General features: G+C 73.3%; 14 protein-coding genes. 8 read left to right on the top strand and 6 right to left on the bottom strand.

Annotated elements, in window-relative coordinates:
- Nucleotides 1-52: 52 nt before the first annotated feature.
- The 6 genes from ACFWNV_RS02975 to ACFWNV_RS02950 all read left to right on the top strand — a co-directional run bounded on the left by ACFWNV_RS02975 (nt 53) and on the right by ACFWNV_RS02950 (nt 7,844).
- Nucleotides 53-847, top strand: coding sequence for a GNAT family N-acetyltransferase (locus tag ACFWNV_RS02975; protein ID WP_383939569.1), 795 nt, complete (start codon nt 53-55; stop codon nt 845-847).
- A 76-nt stretch (nt 848-923) separates the two neighbouring features.
- Nucleotides 924-1,964, top strand: coding sequence for an LLM class flavin-dependent oxidoreductase (locus tag ACFWNV_RS02970; protein WP_383939566.1), 1,041 nt, complete (start codon nt 924-926; stop codon nt 1,962-1,964).
- A 110-nt stretch (nt 1,965-2,074) separates the two neighbouring features.
- Nucleotides 2,075-2,464 (top strand): GntR family transcriptional regulator, encoded by a 390-nt coding sequence (locus ACFWNV_RS02965; RefSeq protein WP_383939563.1) that lies wholly within the window; start codon nt 2,075-2,077, stop codon nt 2,462-2,464.
- Nucleotides 2,461-3,345 carry an ABC transporter ATP-binding protein gene (locus tag ACFWNV_RS02960; protein WP_383939560.1) on the top strand — a complete coding sequence of 295 codons (885 nt, stop codon included), beginning with the start codon at nt 2,461-2,463 and terminating at the stop codon, nt 3,343-3,345. The genes ACFWNV_RS02965 and ACFWNV_RS02960 overlap by 4 nt, the downstream gene beginning before the upstream one ends.
- The gene (locus tag ACFWNV_RS02955) at nt 3,342-4,277 is read left to right on the top strand and encodes an ABC transporter permease (protein WP_383939557.1); all 936 of its coding nucleotides are present in this window, start codon (nt 3,342-3,344) and stop codon (nt 4,275-4,277) included. The genes ACFWNV_RS02960 and ACFWNV_RS02955 overlap by 4 nt, the downstream gene beginning before the upstream one ends.
- A gap of 153 nt (nt 4,278-4,430) precedes the next feature.
- Nucleotides 4,431-7,844, top strand: a complete 3,414-nt coding sequence (locus ACFWNV_RS02950) for a molybdopterin-dependent oxidoreductase (RefSeq protein WP_383939555.1) — start codon at nt 4,431-4,433, stop codon at nt 7,842-7,844.
- A 10-nt stretch (nt 7,845-7,854) separates the two neighbouring features.
- On the opposite strand, the gene ACFWNV_RS02945 is transcribed toward ACFWNV_RS02950, so the two are convergent.
- Together ACFWNV_RS02945 and ACFWNV_RS02940 are read right to left on the bottom strand one after the other, a co-directional pair.
- Nucleotides 7,855-9,198 (bottom strand): radical SAM protein, encoded by a 1,344-nt coding sequence (locus ACFWNV_RS02945; RefSeq protein ID WP_383939552.1) that lies wholly within the window; start codon nt 9,196-9,198, stop codon nt 7,855-7,857.
- A 128-nt stretch (nt 9,199-9,326) separates the two neighbouring features.
- Nucleotides 9,327-10,874: an aldehyde dehydrogenase family protein gene (locus tag ACFWNV_RS02940; protein ID WP_383939549.1), complete on the bottom strand. Its 1,548-nt coding sequence runs from the start codon at nt 10,872-10,874 to the stop codon at nt 9,327-9,329.
- 414 nt (nt 10,875-11,288) lie between these two features.
- On the opposite strand from ACFWNV_RS02940, the gene ACFWNV_RS02935 reads away from it, so the two are divergent.
- Nucleotides 11,289-12,746 carry a hypothetical protein gene (locus tag ACFWNV_RS02935; RefSeq protein WP_383939546.1) on the top strand — a complete coding sequence of 486 codons (1,458 nt, stop codon included), beginning with the start codon at nt 11,289-11,291 and terminating at the stop codon, nt 12,744-12,746.
- On the opposite strand, the gene ACFWNV_RS02930 is transcribed toward ACFWNV_RS02935, so the two are convergent.
- The 4 genes from ACFWNV_RS02930 to ACFWNV_RS02915 all read right to left on the bottom strand — a co-directional run bounded on the left by ACFWNV_RS02930 (nt 12,704) and on the right by ACFWNV_RS02915 (nt 16,892).
- Nucleotides 12,704-13,228 (bottom strand): hypothetical protein, encoded by a 525-nt coding sequence (locus ACFWNV_RS02930; RefSeq protein ID WP_383939543.1) that lies wholly within the window; start codon nt 13,226-13,228, stop codon nt 12,704-12,706. The genes ACFWNV_RS02935 and ACFWNV_RS02930 overlap by 43 nt on opposite strands.
- A gap of 21 nt (nt 13,229-13,249) precedes the next feature.
- Nucleotides 13,250-14,272 carry an SCO0930 family lipoprotein gene (locus ACFWNV_RS02925; protein WP_383939541.1) on the bottom strand — a complete coding sequence of 341 codons (1,023 nt, stop codon included), beginning with the start codon at nt 14,270-14,272 and terminating at the stop codon, nt 13,250-13,252.
- A 119-nt stretch (nt 14,273-14,391) separates the two neighbouring features.
- Nucleotides 14,392-15,843: an NADH-ubiquinone oxidoreductase-F iron-sulfur binding region domain-containing protein gene (locus ACFWNV_RS02920; protein ID WP_383939538.1), complete on the bottom strand. Its 1,452-nt coding sequence runs from the start codon at nt 15,841-15,843 to the stop codon at nt 14,392-14,394.
- Complete coding sequence (locus ACFWNV_RS02915; protein WP_383939535.1) at nt 15,840-16,892, bottom strand: hypothetical protein; 1,053 nt, start codon at nt 16,890-16,892, stop codon at nt 15,840-15,842. Before ACFWNV_RS02915 ends, ACFWNV_RS02920 begins: the two co-directional genes overlap by 4 nt.
- Nucleotides 16,893-17,392: 500 nt before the next feature.
- Here ACFWNV_RS02915 and ACFWNV_RS02910 point away from each other — a divergent pair, with 500 nt between their 5' ends.
- Entirely contained in the window at nt 17,393-18,682 is a 1,290-nt protein-coding gene (locus ACFWNV_RS02910; RefSeq protein WP_383939532.1) for a PucR family transcriptional regulator, read from the top strand.
- Nucleotides 18,683-18,705 lie beyond the last annotated feature (23 nt).

The raw sequence follows: 18,705 nt of genomic DNA, 5'->3' as shown, positions 1-18,705 counted from the left end.
AGGCCGTCACCGGCCCCGGAAGGCATCCCACGGAAGGAGGGTTCCACCCCCCATGCCCCTGCCCACCACCACCACCAGCCCCGGTCCTGAGGCCGGCCGCGTGAACCCGGCGGTCCCGGCGGTCCCGGCGACCCCGGCGGTCCCGCACGTCCTCGACAACCCGGCCTGGGCCTCGCTGGCCGGCCCGCACGCGGCCTTCGCCGTGCGGGCCGGCGCCCACGCCGCCCGCTACGACCCGGAGGTCGCCGTCTTCTCCGCGATCGCGGATCCGGCCGACCCCCGGTCCTGGGAGGCGCTGCGCTCCCTGACCGGACCCGGCGGGGTCGTCTCGCTCTCCGGGGTGCTGACCCCGCCGGACGGCTGGGAGATCCTCGGCTCGGTCCGGGGGGTCCAGCTCGTCGACACCTCGCTGCGCGCCGAGCCCGCCCCGGAGGCGGTGCGGCTCGGAGCGGCGGACGTTCCCGAGATGCTGGAGCTGATCGAGCTGACGAAGCCGGGGCCCTTCCTGCCCCGCACCGTCGAGCTGGGCACGTACCTGGGCATCCGCCACCGGGGCCGGCTGGTCGCCATGGCCGGGGAGCGGCTGCGCCCGCCCGGCTGGACGGAGATCAGCGCGGTCTGCACCCACCCCGGCTTCCGCGGCGGGGGGCTGGCGACGCGTCTGGTCCGCGCCGTCGCGGCGGGCATCCGGGACCGGGGCGACGTACCGTTCCTGCACACGGCCGGCGAGAACACCGATGCGATCCGGCTCTACGAGTCGATCGGTTTCACGGTGCGCCACCGGCCCTCCTTCATGGCCTTCCGCGCGCCCGGCGGCGCGAATGACACGGCCGCCACACGCATTTAACAGTGCCGCATTCTTTTCATACTCCCGTCATTTTCCCTCCCCTATTTCGGGCATGCCCTTTCGCAGGAGCACCGACGTGAAATTCCTGGCCATCACCCTGATCACGGACGGCACGGACCCCGCGACGGGCGCGCCGACCCCCACCCGCGAGCGGTTCCGGCAGGTGGTCTCCGCCGCCCTGCTGGCTGAGGAGCTCGGCTTCGACGGGTTCGGGGTCGGCGAGCGCCACGAGCGGCCGTTCCTGTCCTCCTCGCCGCCCGTGGTGCTCTCCCACATCGCGGCCCTGACCCGGCGCATCCGGCTGTACACCGCCGTGACCACCCTGAGCCTGCTGGACCCGGTGCGGGCGTACGAGGACTACGCGACGCTCGACCATCTCAGCGACGGCAGGCTGGAGTTGATGATCGGCAAGGGGAACGGCACCGCACAGCGCGAGCTGTTCGACGTGAGCTCCGAGGACCAGTGGGAGCGCAACTCCGAGGGCTACGAGCTGTTCCGGCAGATCTGGAGCGAGGACAAGGTGACGGCGCAGCCGCGGTTCCGGCCCGCGCTGAGCGGCGCCGAGGTGCTGCCACGGCCGTACCAGAAGACGCTGCGCGTGTGGCACGGCAGCGCCACGAGCCGGGAGTCCGTGGATCTCGCCGCGCGCTACGGGGACCCGCTCTTCTCCGCGAACGTCACCCATCCGATCGGCCCGTACGCCGCGCTGATCCGTCACTACCGCGAGCGCTGGGAGCACTACGGGCACGATCCGGCCCACGCGGTCGTGGGCGCGGGCACGGCGGGCTTCCACACGGCGCCCACCTCGCAGGCCGCGGTGGCCGCGTACCGGCCGGCGTTCGCGCGGTACCTCGCCGCACACGCGGCACAGAGCCTGGAGCCGGTGTTCCCGACCCTGGAGGACTTCGTCGAACGGAGCTCGGCCCTGATCGGCAGCCCCGAGCAGGTGATCGAGAAGGTGCACCGCTACCACGAGGAGTTCGGCCACACGGTCCTGCACCTCCAGGCCGAGCCGGGCGGGCTGACGGAAACTCAGCACCGGGACTCCCTCGCACTGTTCCAGTCACGGATCGCACCGGAGCTGCGGCGCTCGATCCCGGATCCCATCTTCGCCTGAGGCACCGAAGGACAACGGAAGGACAACGGAAAGCAGCAGAAGGACAGTTGACAGAAGTACCCCCCTGCACCACCCTTTCACTACTTGCCTAGTGAAAGGGTGGTGTTGTCGTGCTCGAGTACCGCATCGACCGGCGCAGCGGCATCGCCACGTACCTGCAGATCGTCCAGCAGACCAAACAGGCCCTGCGCCTGGGCCTGTTGGAGCCCGGCGACAAGCTGCCGACCGCACGCGAGGTCGTCGAGGCCACCGCCATCAACCCGAACACCGTCCTCAAGGCCTACCGCGAGCTGGAACGCGAGGGCCTCGTCGAGGCGAAGCGGGGACTGGGCACCTTCATCCGCAGGTCCCTGGGCGGCGCCCCGGCGCAATCCCCGCTGCTCGCCGAACTCACGGACTGGGCGCGGCGGGCACGGGGGGCCGGGATGGAGCGGGAGGACGCGGCCGCGCTGTTCTCGGCCGTACTGGAAGAGCACTTCAAGGGGGACGACAACGCATGACGCACACCGTGATCGAGGCGGAGGGCCTCGGCCTGCGCTACGGACGCCGGGGAGGCTGGGCGCTGCGCGACTGCTCCTTCCGGCTGCCCGAGGGCCGGGTCTGCGCCCTCGTGGGCCCCAACGGAGCTGGAAAGTCCACCCTGTTGACCATCGCGGCCGGGCTGGTGTCAGCGACGGAGGGATACCTCCGCTCGGTCAGGCGCGAGGAACTGGCCTACGTCGCCCAGGACAAGCCGCTCTACCCGCAGCTCACCGTCGGCGAGACGCTGCGCATGGGGCGCGAGCTCAACCCCGGCCGCTGGGACGCGGGCAGGGCGCAGCAGATCGTGGAGGCGGGGGACCTCGACCCGCACGCGAAGGTCCGCTCCCTCTCTGGCGGCCAGCGCACCCGGGTCGCCCTCGCCCTGGCCCTCGGCAAGCGCCCGGGCCTGCTCCTGCTCGACGAGCCGATGGCCGACCTCGATCCGCTGGCCCGGCACCGGCTCATGGGCACGCTGATGGCCGACGCCGCCGAGAACGGCACCTCCGTGGTGATGTCCTCGCACATCCTCACCGAGCTGGAGGGCGCCTGCGACCACCTCCTGCTGGTGGACGGCGGCCGGATCCGCCTCGCCGGCCCCATCGACGGGATCGGTGCGGCGCACCTGCTGCTCACCGGTCCCGCCGCCGCCCGCGAGGAGCTCTCCGGGCACACCGTCGTCGAAGCCCGCGCGACGGGCCGGCAGCTCACGGCGCTCGTCCGCCCGCAGGGCCCCGTAGACAGCGGTACCTGGCAGACGGCCCGTCCGTCCCTGGAGGAACTCCTGCTCGCCCATCTGCGCGCACCCGAAGCCCCGGCGTTCGCCGTGGACGCCGATGCCGCTGAGGAGGTGTCGGCATGAGCACGCTGACGCTGAAGGGCCCGTACTGGGTGGTGGTCCGCCAGCACCGCCGGGTGCTGTGGGCGGTGCCCGCGCTTCTGGCCGTGGGCCTCGTCGTGGTGGTCGCGCTGCGCGTGGGGCTCGGCGATCCGGACTCCGACGGGATGCACCGGTCGGCGTCGCAGGACCAGGCGTGGGGGATGCTCCGGGTCTTCATGGAGTACGCGGGCAACACCCTGCTCTTCCTCCCGTTGCTGGTCGGGGCCTTCGTCGCCGGACCGATGGTCGCCCGTGAGCTGGAGAGCGGGACCTGGCGGCTCGCCCTCACCCAGTCCACGACGGCGAAGGCCTGGCTCGGCTCGAAGGTCCTGTTGGCAGCCGCCGTCTCGGTACTCGGCTCGGTCGCTCTGATCGGGGTTTACCGCCTGGGCTGGGTGACGGTGAGCGGGACCTGGCAGCTCCACTGGGCCGACCGCGGACCGTACGAAGCCACCGGCCCGGTACTCCTCGGCTACTGCGTGCTCGGCGTGGCCCTCGGCGCCTTGATCGGACAACTGGTCCGGCGGACGCTGGCGGCCATGGCGGTCACGGGTTTCCTCACAGGTCTCGTGCTGCTGGTCCTCGGCGCGCTGCGCTGGTTGTTCCTGCCCGTGGTGACGAGGACCGCACCCTACCCGGGGAACCCCGGTCCGCTGTTGCCCGGCTCTGCCTTGATGATGGACACCGGCTACCTCAACTCCGCAGGTGAGCGCCTTTCCGAGAACGCCTGCTTCAACCCGAGGGACCCGGCGGCCGACTGCCCCGCCGACCTGAACATCACCGCCAGGTACCTGGACTTCCACCCGGCCTCGCACTCCTGGCCGACCCAGCTCATCGAGACCTCCATCCTCCTGGCCCTAGCTGCCACCGTCCTCTACGCCGCCTTCCGCCTGGTCCGCAGACGACACCCCTGAACCTCCCCTGACCAGCGTGAACGACCCGTTCGGCCCGGGGCGGAGGTCCCGGCCGGCCGGGTCTTCCGCTGTTACCTTCGCGACCATCGCCGGATGCCCGTCCCGTCCGACGGAGAGTTCACTGGAAGGAGGTCCGCGAGCAGGGAGAACGTCGTGTCCGTGTCCGAAGAGAAGAGGGGTTTCTGCACCCTCTGCAAGTCGCGCTGCGGCGCGATCTTCACCATTGAGGACGGCCGCCTCACCGGCGTGCGACCCGACCCCGACCATCCCACGGGCACCGCTATGTGTCCCAAGGGGCGCTCCGCCCCCGAGATCGCGCACAGCACCCGGCGGCTGACCACCCCGCTGCGCCGGACCAACCCCAAGTCCGACCCGGACCCGGGCTGGGTGCCCATTTCCTGGGACGAGGCGATGGAGGAGATCGCCGCGAAGGTCGGGGCGATCGCCGCGGAGAACGGCCCCGAATCGGTGGCCTTCGCCGTGGCCACGCCCTCGGGGACCATGGTGTCGGACGCCACCGAGTGGATCGAGCGCTTCGTACGCCTCTTCGGCAGCCCGAACACGGTCTACAGCGCGGAGATCTGCAACTGGCACAAGGACTTCGCGCACGCCTTCACCTTCGGCTCGCCGATCCCGCCGCCCGACTACGCGAACACCGACCTCGCCCTGCTGTGGGGCTTCAACCCGGCCAAGACCTGGCTCTCCCAGTCCGCCGCCCTCTCCGCCGCCCAGGCGAAGGGCGCGAAGCTGGCCGTGGTGGACCCGCGCCGCTCGACCAGCGCGCTGCGGTCCGACCACTGGCTGCGGGTACGGCCGGGCACCGACGCCGCGCTCGCCCTGGGCCTGGCCCACCTGCTCATCGCCGACGAGGGCTACGACGCGGCCTTCGTCCGCGCCTGGACCAACGCCCCCCTCCTCGTCCGCGCCGACACCGGCCGGTTCCTGCGCGCGGCGGAGCTCCCCGGCACGGACACCGTGAGCACCGCCTTCGTCGTCTTCGACGAGGAGACCGGCCGGGCCGAGGCCTACGACACCGCACGCGCCGCCGACCGCCCCGAGCGCTTCGCGCTGCGCGGCACGCGGGCCGTCACCCTGCGCGACGGCTCGGTCGTCGACTGCGCGCCCGCCTTCGAGCGGTACGCCGCCGCCTGCGCGGCGTGGACTCCGGACCGGGTCGCGGCCACCACCTGGATCCCCGAGCGGGAGATCCGCGCCCTCGCCGCGGAGATCGCGGCCGCCCCCTCGGTCACCTACTACGGGTGGACCGGAGTGGGGCAGAGCGCGAACGCCGCGCAGACCGAGCGTGCCCTGGCCACCCTCTACGCGCTGACCGGCTCCTACGACGCCCCGGGCGGCAATCACGTCGTCCCCGCCCCGGCCTGCAACCCGGCGGCTTCCTTCGCCCAGTTCGCCCCGGAACAGCGCGCCAAGGCCCTCGGTCTCGACAAGCACCCGCTGGGCCCGCCCGCCTTCGGCTACATCAACTCCGGCGACCTGTGCACCGCCGTCGAGACGGGCAGGCCGTACCCCGTCCGGGCCCTTATCGGCTTCGGATCCAACCTGGTCGTCGCCCAGCCCGACTCCGACCGCACGGCGCGGGCCCTGGCCGCGCTCGACTTCCAGGTCCACCTCGACCTCTTCCACAACCCGACCAGCACCAGCGCCGACATCGTCCTGCCGGTCAACAGCTCCTACGAGCACGAGGCCCTGCGCTTCGGCTTCGAAGTCAGCCACCGGGCCCAGGAGCAGGTGCAGCTCCGGCCGCGGATGGTCGAGCCGCAGGGCGAGTCCCGCAGCGACACGGAGTTCGTCTTCGATCTCGCCTGCCGCCTCGGGATGGGCGCGGAGTTCTTCGACGGGGACATCGAGGCGGCCTGGAACTGGCAGCTCGAACCGCTGGGCCTGACCGTCGGGGAACTGCGCGGCCGCCCGGGCGGCGTCCGGGTCCCCCGCGAGGAGTCCTACCGCAAGTACGCCGCCCCCGCGGCAGCCGGCGCGGACGCGGTGACCGGCTTCGCCACGCCGACCCGGCGCATCGAGCTGTACTCCGAAAGGCTGCTGGAGCACGGATACCCGGCGGTGCCCGAGCACCACGACCCCGCGCCCACGGACGCCGCGTACCCCCTCGTGCTGACCTGCGCCAAGCACGGGTACTTCGTGCACAGCCAGCAGCGCTCCCTGACCTCGCTGCGCCGCCGGGCCACCGACCCCTCGGTGGACCTGCACCCCAGCACGGCCGCCGCCCACGGCATCGGCGAGGGCCAGTGGCTGGAGCTCGCCACGCGCCGCGGTTCCATCCGGCTGCGCGCCCGCTTCGACGACTCCCTGCACCCCTCCGTCGTCGTCGGCGAGTACGGCTGGTGGCAGGAGGCCCCCGACCTCGCCCTGCCGGGCGCCGACCCGACCGCCCCGTCGGGCAGCAACTTCAACCGGCTCATCGACCACACCGACACCGACCCGCTCAGCGGCTCGGCACCCATGCGCGCGGCGGCCTGCCGGATCAGCCCCGTGCAGGGCGACGGCACCTGGCGGGGAACCCGCCCCTTCACGGTCACGGCCCTCACCGAGGTGAGCACCGGCATCCGCGCCCTGCGGCTGACCCCCGAGGACGGCGGAGCCCTCCCCGACTACCGGCCCGGCCAGCACCTGACCGTGCGCGCCGAAAACCCGGACGGCACCCTCCAGGACCCCGCGGACGGCCGCAGCTACTCCCTGACCGGACCCGCCCTCGCGGCCGGCCGCACCGACTACGGGCTCGCCGTGCGCCACATCCCCGGCGGGGCCTTCTCCACCCGGGTGCACGAGCAGCTCCGGGTCGGCGACCGGCTCCACCTGGCGAGCCCGGGCGGCGTCTTCGCCATCCCGACGCACACCCGCAACCCGGTCGTGCTCCTGGCCGGCGGCATCGGGATCACCCCGTTCCTGAGCTACCTCGAAACCCTCGCCGCCACCGGCGGCACGGTCCCCGAGGTCGTCCTGCACTACGGCAACAACAACGCGGCCGACCATCCCTTCCGGGACCGGCTGCGCGAGCTGGCCGCCCGCATACCGGCGCTGACGGTCGTCGACCACTACGCCGCACCCGGACCGGACGAGGTGGCCGGCCGCGACTACGACCGCACCGGGTTCATCACGGTCGACGACATCGACCCCGGTCTCATCGAGCGGCGGGCCCGCTTCTACATGTGCGGACCGCAGCCCATGCTCGACGCCCTCACCGGCGCCCTGACCGCGCGCGGTGTCCCCCGCTTCGAGGTGTTCAGCGAGAAGTTCCGCCCGGCCCGGCAGGAGGTGACCGTGCCCGACGGCGCCGAGTACACCGTCACCTTCGCCCGGTCCGGACGCAGCGCCGTCTGGCGCAAGAACGACGGCCCGCTCCTCGCCCTCGGCGAGGCGGCCGGGGTCGCCATGCCGAGCGGATGCCGGGTCGGGCAGTGCGAGAGCTGTGCCTGCAGCGTGCTGAAGGGCACGGCCGCGCACCTGGTGACCCCCTCGGAGGACCTGCCCGACACCGACGTCCTGACCTGCCAGTCCCTGCCGACCTCGGACCTGGTGCTCGACGTCTGAGCGGGACCCGTCAGGTGGTGGTCTCCTCCTTCGCCTCCAGCCCCTCCAGGCTGTCCATGAAGGAGGAGACGGAGAACACCGCGCGGCCGGGGCCGGCCGGGCCGTAGCCGGGCGGGGAGCTCAGGCCGAACTCCTCCAGTGTCGCGCGGTAGGTCTCCAGCAGGCGGACGTGGTACTCCAGGGGCGCGCCCAGCGGGTTCGCCTTGCCGAGCGGAGTCGTCGGCTCCGGGCACCAGGTGGTGAAGCGCGGGACGACACCGTGCGACATGAAGAACCGCAGGCCCTCCTGGGTCGACGCGATGGCCTCGCTGACCTTGGTGAACCCGAAGGGTTCGGCCATCTCGATGCCCGCCACGAAGTTCGGGATCACGTTGCGCGGGCCGAACACCTCGGTGGAGTCCAGGATCCTGCGGTGCCATTCGTCGCGGCCGACGTAGCGCTCCTTGCCCGGGCAGTGGAGCTTGAACAGGTACTCGTCCCACACCTCGAAGTTGGGGTGGTAGATCTTGATCCCGTGGTCGTGGAAGCGCTGCACGGCGTCGCGGGGCAGGGCCTGCGCGACGACCTTGCCGGTCCAGCGGCCGGGGAAGCGCTCCTCGATGGCCTGCGCGTACTGGCCGTAGAAGTCGGCCTCGTCACGGCCGCCGACCTGGGAGGTGATCGAGCCGCCCGTGAGGGTGTAGGCCCGGGAGATGCCCGCCGTGTCGTACCGGTCGATGATCTCCAGTGCCTCCAGCACCTCGTCGACCGGCTTCACGCCGGTGTAGGGGCGGCCGGCCGCCTTGTGCTGGCGCCAGTTGTGGTTGATGTCGCAGAACTGGCACTCCTCCTTGGCGCCGAAGTACTGGCACACCCGGAAGACCGTCAGATAGATGAGGTAGCCCCACTGGATGGTCGGCGCGACCTCCATCACGGACTTGCCGTTCGACAGCTTGTGCCGGTAGTACTCCGGCATCGGCGGCAGGCCGACGTCCGCGATCCGTGCGCCGTCCAGGTAGAGGCCCAGCGCGCCGTCCTCCCCGCCGCGCACCACGTACGGGGAGTCCGGGTTGACCCGTACGGAGACCACGGTGCGGCGCAGTCCGTACGGGCCGCCGGTCAGCACGATCTCCTCCGGCGGCCGGTTCAGCGCCGCGGCGCCGAGCTCCGGGAGGGTGCGGTGGTCGAAGGAGAAGATGAAGTAGGACTTCGGCTTGACGTCGCCGGAGGCACCGTCGGCGCCCCCGCTGAGCGCGGACGGGTCGAAGGCCATGCCGCCCCGCAGGAGGTCTTCCTTGATCACGGCTTCCCGGGGCACGTGCGGGAAGCGCCCCATCAGGTCCTCGATCAGCGCGGTACGGCTGGGACTCTCCATCTGCGGCTCCATTCCAGGCTCTTGCCGGGCCGCGGCGGTCCGCCCCCTTGGCGTTCCGCGCGGCTCGGCGGTGATCTCACTGTAATCAGGGTGCCCGGGCCCCGGTGCAGCGCCTCCTCGGCGTCCCCTCAGGGCATCAGCTGATACTCGGGGAAGTTGCCCGGGAGGCGTTCGCCGGCGGGTCCGTGGGTGACCGCGCGGACCAGCAGCTCGCCGCCGACGAAGGCGCCCCGCCAGGAGGCGCCGAACCCGCCGAACAGCTCCTCGCGGTCCCCGCGCGAGCGGGGCACCCCGTGGCCGGTCTTGAAGGCGCGGATCTCGGGTGCGAGACGGCCGAAGGTGGCCGGGTCGTCGGTGGAGAGGGTGGCGACCAGGGCTCCGTTGGAGGCGTTCATGGCCGCCAGCAGCTCGGCCTCCGTGTCGACGAGCACGATCGTGTCGACCGGCCCGAAGGGCTCCGCGTGGTACAGGGGCGAGGAGGCCGGCGGGCTGAGGAGGGTCAGCGGGGCCACGTAGGCGGAGGTGTCCTGGCCCGGTAGGAAACGGGCCGGGTCCAGGGTCCCGCGGAAGAGGGGGACGGCGCCGCGGTCGATGGCCTCCGCGGCGTGCCCGGTGAGTTCCGCGGCCTTGGCGCTGTTGATGAGGGGACCGAAGTCCAGCTCGGGCAGCGGGTCGCCGGGGTGGGCCACGGCGAGGGGGTGTCCGGTGCGGACGGCGGAGACGGCGGGGAGGTAGGCGGCGAGGAAGGCGTCGAAGGCGGTGCGCTGGACGACGAACCGGGGGTAGGCGGTGCAGCGCTGCTTGCCGTAGTCGAAGAGCTTCGGGATGGCGGCGCCCAGGGCGGTCCAGTCGGTGTGTTCCCAGATGCCCCAGGTGTTGAGGCCCTCCTGTTCGAGGATGTGGCGTTTGCCGAGGTCGGTGAGGGCGGTGGCGATGCGGGCTCCGGTGTCGCGGCCGCCGACGAAGGAGACGCAGCCGATCTCCGGGGAGCGGACGAGTGCCTCGGAGAGTTCGCCGCCGCTGCCGCTGACCAGGGTGACCGGGATGTTCTCGCGGTGGATGAGCGCGCAGGCGAGGGTCAGGCAGGCCAGGCCCCCGTCGGTGGGGGTCTTGGCGATGACGGCATTGCCCGCGAGGGCCTGCACGAGCATCGCGTGGACCAGGACGGACATGGGGTAGTTCCAGCTGGCGATGTTGGAGACCGGGCCGTCGAGCGGGGTCCGGCCCTCCAGCATGGCGTCGATGTGGTCCACGTACCAGCGCACTCCCTCGACGGCCCGGTCCACGTCCGCACACGCGAGGCGCCAGGGCTTGCCGATCTCCCACACCAGGAGCAGGGCGAGCAGGTCGCGGTGCCCGGCGAGGGCGTCGAGCGCGGCGATGACCCGGGCCCGGCGTTCGGCCGCCGGGACCTGCCGCCAGGCACGGTGCTGGTCGAGGGAGGCGCGTACCGCCTTGGTGGCGGTGCCCGCGTCGAGCCGGGGCGGTCCCGCGATCGGACTGCCGTCCACGGGGCTGGTGGCGGGAAGGGCGTGGCCGTCGCTCTGCCAGGCGCCGGCCCAGAGGTTCAGGACGCGGTCCTCGCGGAAGGCCTCCGGGGCCGCGACGAGTGCGCGCTTCCAGGCATCGGCCCAGGCCGTGCCGGGCTTGAGGGCGAGGGGGGTGGACTGTGCCATCTGTGAGTCTCCGCTCAACGACGGGCGGGGCGGTTCGGGGCGTGGGGGTTCGAGGAGGGGCGGTTCGGGGCGTGGGGGCGGGGCGGGTACGAGTGCTCCGACCGTACGTACCTTCCGTGCGGCATCCGTGTTCTCGGGCGTCGGCGGCGCGTCGCGCCGGCGTCCGCCGTCCCGGGCCGGGGGCCGACTGTTTCACGGGTGCTTCGGGATCATGAACATGGCATGCGGTGTGGCCCGGAGCCCTGGTCCGGCGGCGAAGGCACCGGCTAGCGTCGCTGCTGGAGCCGTACCGGTGAGCCACCGCCGTACGGAGCACGGCCCGGGCCACCACAACTGGCTGCCGCCGCGTCAGCTGACCGCGCATTCCGCTCCGCCTTCTCCGTCTGCCTCCCTCCTCCGTTCTAGGACTTCCCCATGCCGTTTTCCCGTCCCAAGGGCGGGCGCTTCGCCGCGCTCGCCCTCACCTTCGCCGTGGCGCTGAGTACGCTGGGCGGTACGGCCGCCACCGCCTCCGCCGACGCCACGGCGTTCGGTCCGCTGCCGCCCCGGAACCCCGCCACCGCGGGCAACGGCACCGCCGGCATGCACGGGGACAGCGCGTCCAGCGACACCACGCCCTACCCGGGCCCCGGCACGGGGAAGATCGCCTACTCCCGCACCGCGCTGGCCTCGGCCTGCCCGACCATCGTGGTCGGCGCCGACGGCTACGTGGTCACCCTCTGCACCACCATTTTCGGGCAGACCCCGACCGCGCACCTGCTGGATCCGGCGAGCGGGGCCGACCTGGCCTCCCTCGCCCTGCCCAAGGGCAGCCTGTTCGGCGGCGTCTACTCCTACCTCGACAACAACGACCGGCTGGTCGCCGTGGACGGGAACAGCAACCTCGTCCGCATCGGCCACCACCGCACCGGCAGCGGCTGGGCGTTGACGGTCGACCAGTCCACCCCGCTCGCGGGCGCCGTGCCCGCCGGCGACAACATCGTGGGCCTGGCCCCCGCCTGGAACGGCAAGGTCTGGTTCGCCACCACCGGCGGCGTGATCGGCACCGCGGACACGGACACCGGCACGGTCCGCACCCTCGCCACCGGCGAAGGCGTGCAGAACAGCATCTCCACCGTTCCGGGTCACACCGCCGTCGCCACCGACCACGCGCTGTACCTCCTCTCCGAGGCGCCCGACGGCACCCCCGTCATCGACTGGCGGGCCCCGTACGACCGCGGCCCGGCCCGCAAGCCCGGCCAGCTCAGCTGGGGCACCGGCGCCACCCCGAGCTTCTTCGGGCCGGGCGACGGGACGGAGTACGTCACCATCACCGACAACGCCGCCCCGCACGAGAACCTGCTCGTCTACCGGGTGGACGGCGGTCCGGTGCCGATCTGCTCCACCCCGGTGCTCACCCAGTACGCCAACAGCGGGACCGAGGACGCCGTCATCGCCTCCGGCCGCAGCATCTTCGTCACCAACACCTACGGCTACCCCTACCCGGCCCTGCCCGCCGGCGCTCCGGCGAGCAAGCCGGCGTCCGCGAACTTCGACGGCGGTCTCAGCCGCGTCGACATCAACGCCGCGGGGACCGGCTGCACCCTGGTGTGGAACAGCTCGGTGAAGTCCGCGGCCCTGCCCCGGCTTTCGGTGGCAGACGGCAAGATCTACACCGTCTCGGTCACCGGGCCCACGGGCAGCGCGGGCCTCAACACCTTCGCCTCGTACCACCATTCGGTGCTGGACCCGGCCACGGGAGCGCAGCTCACGAGCTCCTTCCTGGGCATCGGGCTGGTCTACAACCCGCTGCAGATGACCGGTACCACCGGCCCCGACGGCACCCTCTATCAGGGCACCGAGACCGGCGTGGTCCGGATCACCAAGGGCTGAGCCCCGTCGGGGTGAGCAGCGTCGGTGTGGGCGCCGTCGGGGTGGGCGCCGTGGGTGTGGGCCGGCGCCGAGTCCAGGGTTCCGCCGAGGCGGTCCCGGGCCGGGGTCAGGGCCTCCGCCGAGGGCGCCGTGACGACCCAGCGCTCGCCGACGAGGTACGTGCCCCCGTACTGCCGTGACTCCGTCAGCCACGCGGCCCGGCCCTCCGCCGTGCTGAAGGTGGCCAGCCGGAAGGCCTGGGCCCCCACCGCGCAGGCGCCCTCGCGCACCTCCTGCGCGTCGACCGTCACCTCGGGGTTGCAGCCCAGCGCGGCAGCGATCCGGTCCAGCGGCTCGGGGGCGGGGGGCGGGGACGCCGCTCGCCCCCCGCCCCCGGGGCTCGCGCTGCCCGCGCTGCTCGCTCCTGTCGTACAGCCCGCGCATCCCGCGCAGAGGAGGGCGGCGAGCAGCGCGACCGTGCGGGTCACTCGGGATGCCCGCATTCCCGTGTCCGGCACGGCCGGTCAGCCCGCCGCCGCGATCTTCTTGCCCGCGTCGTTCACCGCGAACCAGAGGCCCTGCAGGCCCTGTCCATTGGTCTGGCCCGGTGCGGTGTCGCCGGTGAAGAGGTAGACGGGCCAGCAGTCGATCGTCAATTGGCTGGTTCCGTCGGGGCGTTCGGCGGAACCGACCAGCCCGGCGGGAATTCCGACGGCCTTGTCGGCTTCCACGGGTGCGGCGGGTTTCCACGTGTTCAGGCAGGCGTCGAGGCAGCCGAATTTCATCGGCCAGGCACTGTCCTTTCCGAACCGGTAGAGGGTGCGCCCCTGTCCGTCCACCAAGAGCTTTCCGAGTTTGGGGTCGTCGACGGCGGAGAGCGGTGCGGCTTCCTTTCCGGCGTCCGATTTACCCGCGTCCGGTTTACCTGCATCCGCTTTACCGGTGTCCGCCTTATCGGCGTCGGCGGCCTTTCCGCCGTCCGCCCCCAGCGCGTGCCAGGTGCCGCCGACGCCCTCACCCTTCGTCTCGCCGGGCCGCTCGTCCTTGGCGTACCGGTACACGGGCCACCCCGCGATCGTGAGCTGGCGGGTGCCGTCGGCCCGGTCGACCGAGCCGAGCAGCCCCGCGTTCGCACCGTCAGGGGCCTGGGCCCCGTCCGCCGGCACGGCGGGCCAGAGGGTGGCGCAGGCGCCCTCGCAGTTCGAGCGGGGCGGCTGGGCGGTGTCCTTGTCGAAGCGGTAGAGCGTGGATCCGGCCGCGTCCGTGGCCACGCTGCCGACCCCGGGGATCTCCCGGACCGAGAGCTTGCCTGCCTCCGTCGCGTCCGTCTCCGTGTCCGCCTCCGCTTCCGCGCCCTCCCCGTAGGCCTCGCCGTAGCCCTCACCGGCACCGGCGCCGGCGCTGTGGCCCACCGCCCGTTCCGCGCCCGCCGGCCGGACGGTCACCGTACGGGCCCCGTCGTCACCGCTGCCGCATCCCGACGCGAGCAGAAGCACCGTCAGCACCGATCCGGCGGCGGCCGCGGTCGCCCGGTTCCTGTTGCCCATGGTTCTCTCCTTCGGTTTTCATCCGGCACGCTGTTCTTCCGTCGGAATATTCATAAGGTCTGCGGGGACTTCCGCATTCGATGGAGCGGGAATTTGTCAGATCACGCCAAAGTGTGAACTCATTCCTGGATGCGGAGCGCGAGTGCCGGGCAACGGCGCACCGCGCGCAGTGCTTTCGGCCGCAAAGGGCCGGGGACCGGCATGACTCCGCGCGCCGGATAGCCGTCCTCGTCGAGCCGCACCACATCGGGCAGCAGGTCCACGCACAGCCCGTGGCCCTTGCACAACGTCCAGTCCACGACGAGCCGTTCGGGGCTCTCGTCGGCGGGCAGCGGCAGGGCGCCCAGTACACGGCGTCCGCACCCGCTGCCGAGCGCGTGGTCGCGGAACTCCTCGGGGAACACGGCGAGCGCCGAGGCCACGAACGAGGACGTGCCGTCCGGGTGGGAGCACGCCCCCCGACCGCGCACGCCCCGCATCCGGGCCTGCACCGCGTCGAGGGCCGCACCGCCGCCTCCGCCCACGAGCCGTTCCACGGCGTCGGCCAGCGAGGGCAGTCCCCGTACGCACGGGCCGCACTGGCCCGCCGACTCCCGTGCCATCCAGCGCGCGACCCGGGCCACCTCGCCCGCCGGGCAGGTGTCCTCGGGCAGCGGGAGCACCGCACCCGCGCCCAGTACCGCGTCGTACGCCGCCAGTGACTTCCGCGAGATCAGCGCCTCGCGGGCCGCCCCCGGGCCGAGCCAGCGGCCGTGGAACCCGCCGACGAGCACGCCCTGTCCGGGCAGCGTGCCGCACAGGTCCAGCACGTAGGCCAGGGAGGTGCCCAGGGGCACCTCGACCACGGTGGTCCCGGCGACGGTCAGCAGGGTGGTGCCGGGTTCGTCGGGCAGTCCTGCCGTGCCGTACTCGGGCGCGCCGAGGCGGGCGGCAACGGCGAGCTGTGCGTAGGTCTCCGCGTTGGACAGCAGGGTGGGCAGGCCGCCGAGACCCCGTTCACTGGTCCGTGTCCGGTGCCCGGAGGGGACGCCGGGTCCACCGTCCAGGCCGTTCACGAGGGCGCTGCCCTCCCCCGTGACGAACCGTTCGGGGAGCCGGACGACGCGCACGCGCCGCCCGGCCGGGCCCCGTTCGGCGACGGCCTCGGTGAGCGAGCGCTCCACGTCCGGCCGGGTGACACCGACGACCACGTCCTCGGCGCCGAGCGCGGCGGCGGCCACCAGCGCGCCGTCGAGGACGAGGTGGGGCACGTAGAGGAGCAGGGCCGCGTCCTTCAGGCAACTCGGTTCGCCCTCGGTGCCGTTGACGACCACGGCGCTGCGTCCGTCCTGCGCCCGGGCGGACCGGATGACGGCCCGGAGCTTGCGGGCGAAGGGGAATCCCGCTCCCCCGCGCCCGCCGAGGGCTATGCCCTCGGCGAGTTCGACGAGCCCTTCGGAGGGGTAGCGGGGCAGTGCGCCGTGCACGCTCAGATGACCGGCCCGGTCGAGCCGTTCGGAGGTGTCGAGCCCGGCCAGCAGGCGCGGTCCGCCGACACAGCCGAGGGCCGGTCGCGTCCCGGAGCCGCTCACCGTCCGCTCCGTGCGCCGTCGAGGGGCTCGGCGGACGGTCCCGGGGACGGATCCGCGACCCGGCCGGGACCGGCGGGGAACACGGTGGGGCCCGGCTGCCGGGTCAGGCGTGCCGTCAACAGTTCCGCCGCCCACTCCGCGGGCCTGCGCACGAAGGGCGCCGGCCGGCGCGGCGGCGCCTGCCCGGGCACCCGGGCGGGTACGGCCGGTGCGTGCGGCGGTGCCTGCACCGGCGCCGCGGCGGCAGGTCCGCCGGAGGGGCGCGCGGGGTCCGCGCGCAGCGGGGTGGCGGGCCTCGTGCGCGGTCCCGCGGCGCCGAGCGTACGGAGCTTCGCGCGCAGCCGCAGCGCCAGCAGGCCGGCGACGGCGAGCAGGCACAGGGCGTACCCGATCGTCACCCAACTGCCCGCCGCACGGCCGGACTTGAGCCCGTGCACGAGGGAGGCCCCCCAGGCGGGGTACGCGCTCATGTGCAGGGCCCGCCACCACAGCGAGCGCCCCCGGGCGGCGAAAGCGCCGCGGACGGCTCCGGAGACGGCCACGGCGACGAACCCGTAGCCGGCCAGGCTGCCGAGGCCGATGAGCAACGGCCGCTGGCCGTCGGTGAAGGGCAGGACCACGGCGGCGGCGTCGGTCCGGGACCGCTCGACCTTGATCCAGACGTGCAGAAGGAGGAAGCCGAGTCCGGCGACGGCAAGGCCGCGGTGCACGGCCTGGGCGACGAGCCGGTGCCCGGAGGCGAGCAGTCGGCGGTCGGTGGCCGCCAGGCCCCACAGGACGGCGCCGGTGAGGGAGACCAGCGAGAGCACGCCGGCGCCGTAGTCGAGGAAGTCCCACAGCCGGGTCAGCGCACCGGCGCGGACGGCCACGAGCAGGGCGGCCGCGGCAGCGAGGGCTGCCGCGGCCAGGGCGGAGGGGTGCGGCCCCCCGGCGGCGGACAGCAGCGGCGGACGCCGCACCGCCCGCCGGCCGGAGGCGCTCGGCGACGCCGGCGTAGAGGCCGCCGGGGACACCGCGGCGGATCCGGCGGAGGGTGCATCGCCGGGCATCGGGCCGCGCGCCGGGCCGGATCGCGCTCCGGACGGTGCTCCGGCATGGCGCCGGGTACGGCCTCTCGTACGGCGGGCCCGGTGCGAGCGGCCGGGCAGGCGGGGCTGGAGCAGGGGCATGTGGTCTCCCATACGTCCGGGCCCGAGCACTTCCACCTCGCGCTCGGCGTCCGGGGGTCGACGTCGTAACCGCTCCTCGGCGGGCGGGAGATGGGCGCCTGGCCCACCGGGCCGGCCGGGAGCGGGGGCCGGAGTGCAGAAGCATCGTGGAGGTATGCAAGCCCTCCACAGGATTTATCGAAACGTGATAATTTCTGGCCCTCGCACAGCCATCGCATCGAACATCCCCGGAAGATTCCCTTCCAGTGGTGCGGTTGCGACGGGGTTGACACCTGATCCGCCGCCGCACCTCCCCGACGGCGATCGAGCCGATGCCGCGGGACTGCGGGCTTGCCACCGTCCCACGGGGCAGGCCATACCCCGGCTTGAACGAGGTAACAATGTGCGAACTTCTGAACCGCATCTGGTCCCGCCCGCGGGGCGAGTGGACCCGGGTCCTGCGCAAGGAACTGCCCACCGTGGCAGCGGGGATGGTGGAGGAACTACGGGAGACCGTGCCCGGATTCTCGGCGCTCGTCGAGGAGATCGGCGACGAGGTGGTCAGACGCAGGGTGGAAGGGGCCCTGCTCACCGTCCTCGGTTACCGCGAGGGTGCCGGCGGCTCCGGATGCACGGGGACCGGCGGGACCGACGGAGCCGAGGGAGCCGGCACGGCGCACGACGCGCGGGAGCCTGCGGACCACCGGACACCGGCCGGCAGCCCGGGCCCCGGACCCGGCCCCACCGCCACGACGGCCGCCGACTTCGAAGCCGGGCACGCCCGGCCCCACCCGCAGGCGCACCCGCACGTACCCCCGCACGCGCCCTTCCACCAGGGGGAGTTGCCACCTCTGCAGGCCGTGCCCTTGCAGCGGTTCGGCTCGGTCCGCGAACACGCCCGGCGCGAGCTCTTCGCCCTGCTCACGGATGACGCCCCGCACCGCGAACCGGTCCTCGCCGAACTGGCCGGCCCGGCCGGCTGGCCCCTCCCGGTCGCCGTACGGGCGGTCGCCCTGGCCTCGCCCGGTGAGACCCAGCAGCTCGCGGCGCTCCTCGACGACTGCCTCGGCGGAATGGTCGCGGGCCAGCCCTGCCTGCTCGTTCCCACCGCCGACCCGGAGGCCCGTACCGCCCTGGACTCCGCGCTGCGCGGCCGACTCGCCGTGGTCGGCCACCCGGTGGCCCCCGGCGACACCGCTTCCTCCCTGCGCTGGGCGGTGCGTCTGCTCGCGCTGGTCCCGGCGCAGGCCCGGTCGGGTCCGGACGCCCGGACCGTCTTCGTGGACGACCACCTCTCCACGCTGCTGCTGCTCCAGGACGAGCCGCTGGCCCATGCACTCGCCGCCCGCTGGCTCCGGCCGCTGGCGGACCTGACCCCGCGCCAGAGCGAGCGGCTCGAAGTGACCCTGCTGGCCTGGCTGGAGGGGGGCGGGGCGCCCGAGGCGGCCAAGGCGCTGAGTGTGCACCCGCAGACGGTCCGCTACCGGATGCGCCAGCTGGAGAAGTTGTTCGGGCCCGGCCTGCGGGACCCGCGCACCCGCTTCGAGCTGGAACTGGCGCTGCGCAGCCGCCGGTTGATGGCCCAGGTCCGGCTGCGGCCGGTCCGTGGCGGCCGCCGGGGGCGCGTGGTGAGCCCCGACTTCCGCCCGTCCCCGGGCGACGGCCGCATTGCCCGCGTCAACGGCCTGTAGGGAAAACGGACACGAGGCGGTGC

The organism is Streptomyces sp. NPDC058401 (assembly GCF_042722885.1).
Taxonomy (GTDB): Bacteria; Actinomycetota; Actinomycetes; order Streptomycetales; family Streptomycetaceae; genus Streptomyces.
The sequence above is the reverse complement of the archived record's forward strand: the minus strand, read 5'-3'. Positions and strand labels throughout refer to the sequence as shown.

What these genes read in the sequence shown, in the direction of transcription:
- ACFWNV_RS02940 (WP_383939549.1), bottom strand. Translation starts at nt 10,874, where the DNA reads ATGGCACAGTCCACCCCCCTCGCCCTCAAGCCCGGCACGGCCTGGGCC.
- ACFWNV_RS02975 (WP_383939569.1), top strand. Translation starts at nt 53, where the DNA reads ATGCCCCTGCCCACCACCACCACCAGCCCCGGTCCTGAGGCCGGCCGC.
- ACFWNV_RS02935 (WP_383939546.1), top strand. Translation starts at nt 11,289, where the DNA reads ATGCCGTTTTCCCGTCCCAAGGGCGGGCGCTTCGCCGCGCTCGCCCTC.
- ACFWNV_RS02910 (WP_383939532.1), top strand. Translation starts at nt 17,393, where the DNA reads ATGTGCGAACTTCTGAACCGCATCTGGTCCCGCCCGCGGGGCGAGTGG.
- ACFWNV_RS02945 (WP_383939552.1), bottom strand. Translation starts at nt 9,198, where the DNA reads ATGGAGAGTCCCAGCCGTACCGCGCTGATCGAGGACCTGATGGGGCGC.
- ACFWNV_RS02960 (WP_383939560.1), top strand. Translation starts at nt 2,461, where the DNA reads ATGACGCACACCGTGATCGAGGCGGAGGGCCTCGGCCTGCGCTACGGA.
- ACFWNV_RS02955 (WP_383939557.1), top strand. Translation starts at nt 3,342, where the DNA reads ATGAGCACGCTGACGCTGAAGGGCCCGTACTGGGTGGTGGTCCGCCAG.
- ACFWNV_RS02915 (WP_383939535.1), bottom strand. Translation starts at nt 16,892, where the DNA reads ATGCCCGGCGATGCACCCTCCGCCGGATCCGCCGCGGTGTCCCCGGCG.
- ACFWNV_RS02930 (WP_383939543.1), bottom strand. Translation starts at nt 13,228, where the DNA reads ATGCGGGCATCCCGAGTGACCCGCACGGTCGCGCTGCTCGCCGCCCTC.
- ACFWNV_RS02925 (WP_383939541.1), bottom strand. Translation starts at nt 14,272, where the DNA reads ATGGGCAACAGGAACCGGGCGACCGCGGCCGCCGCCGGATCGGTGCTG.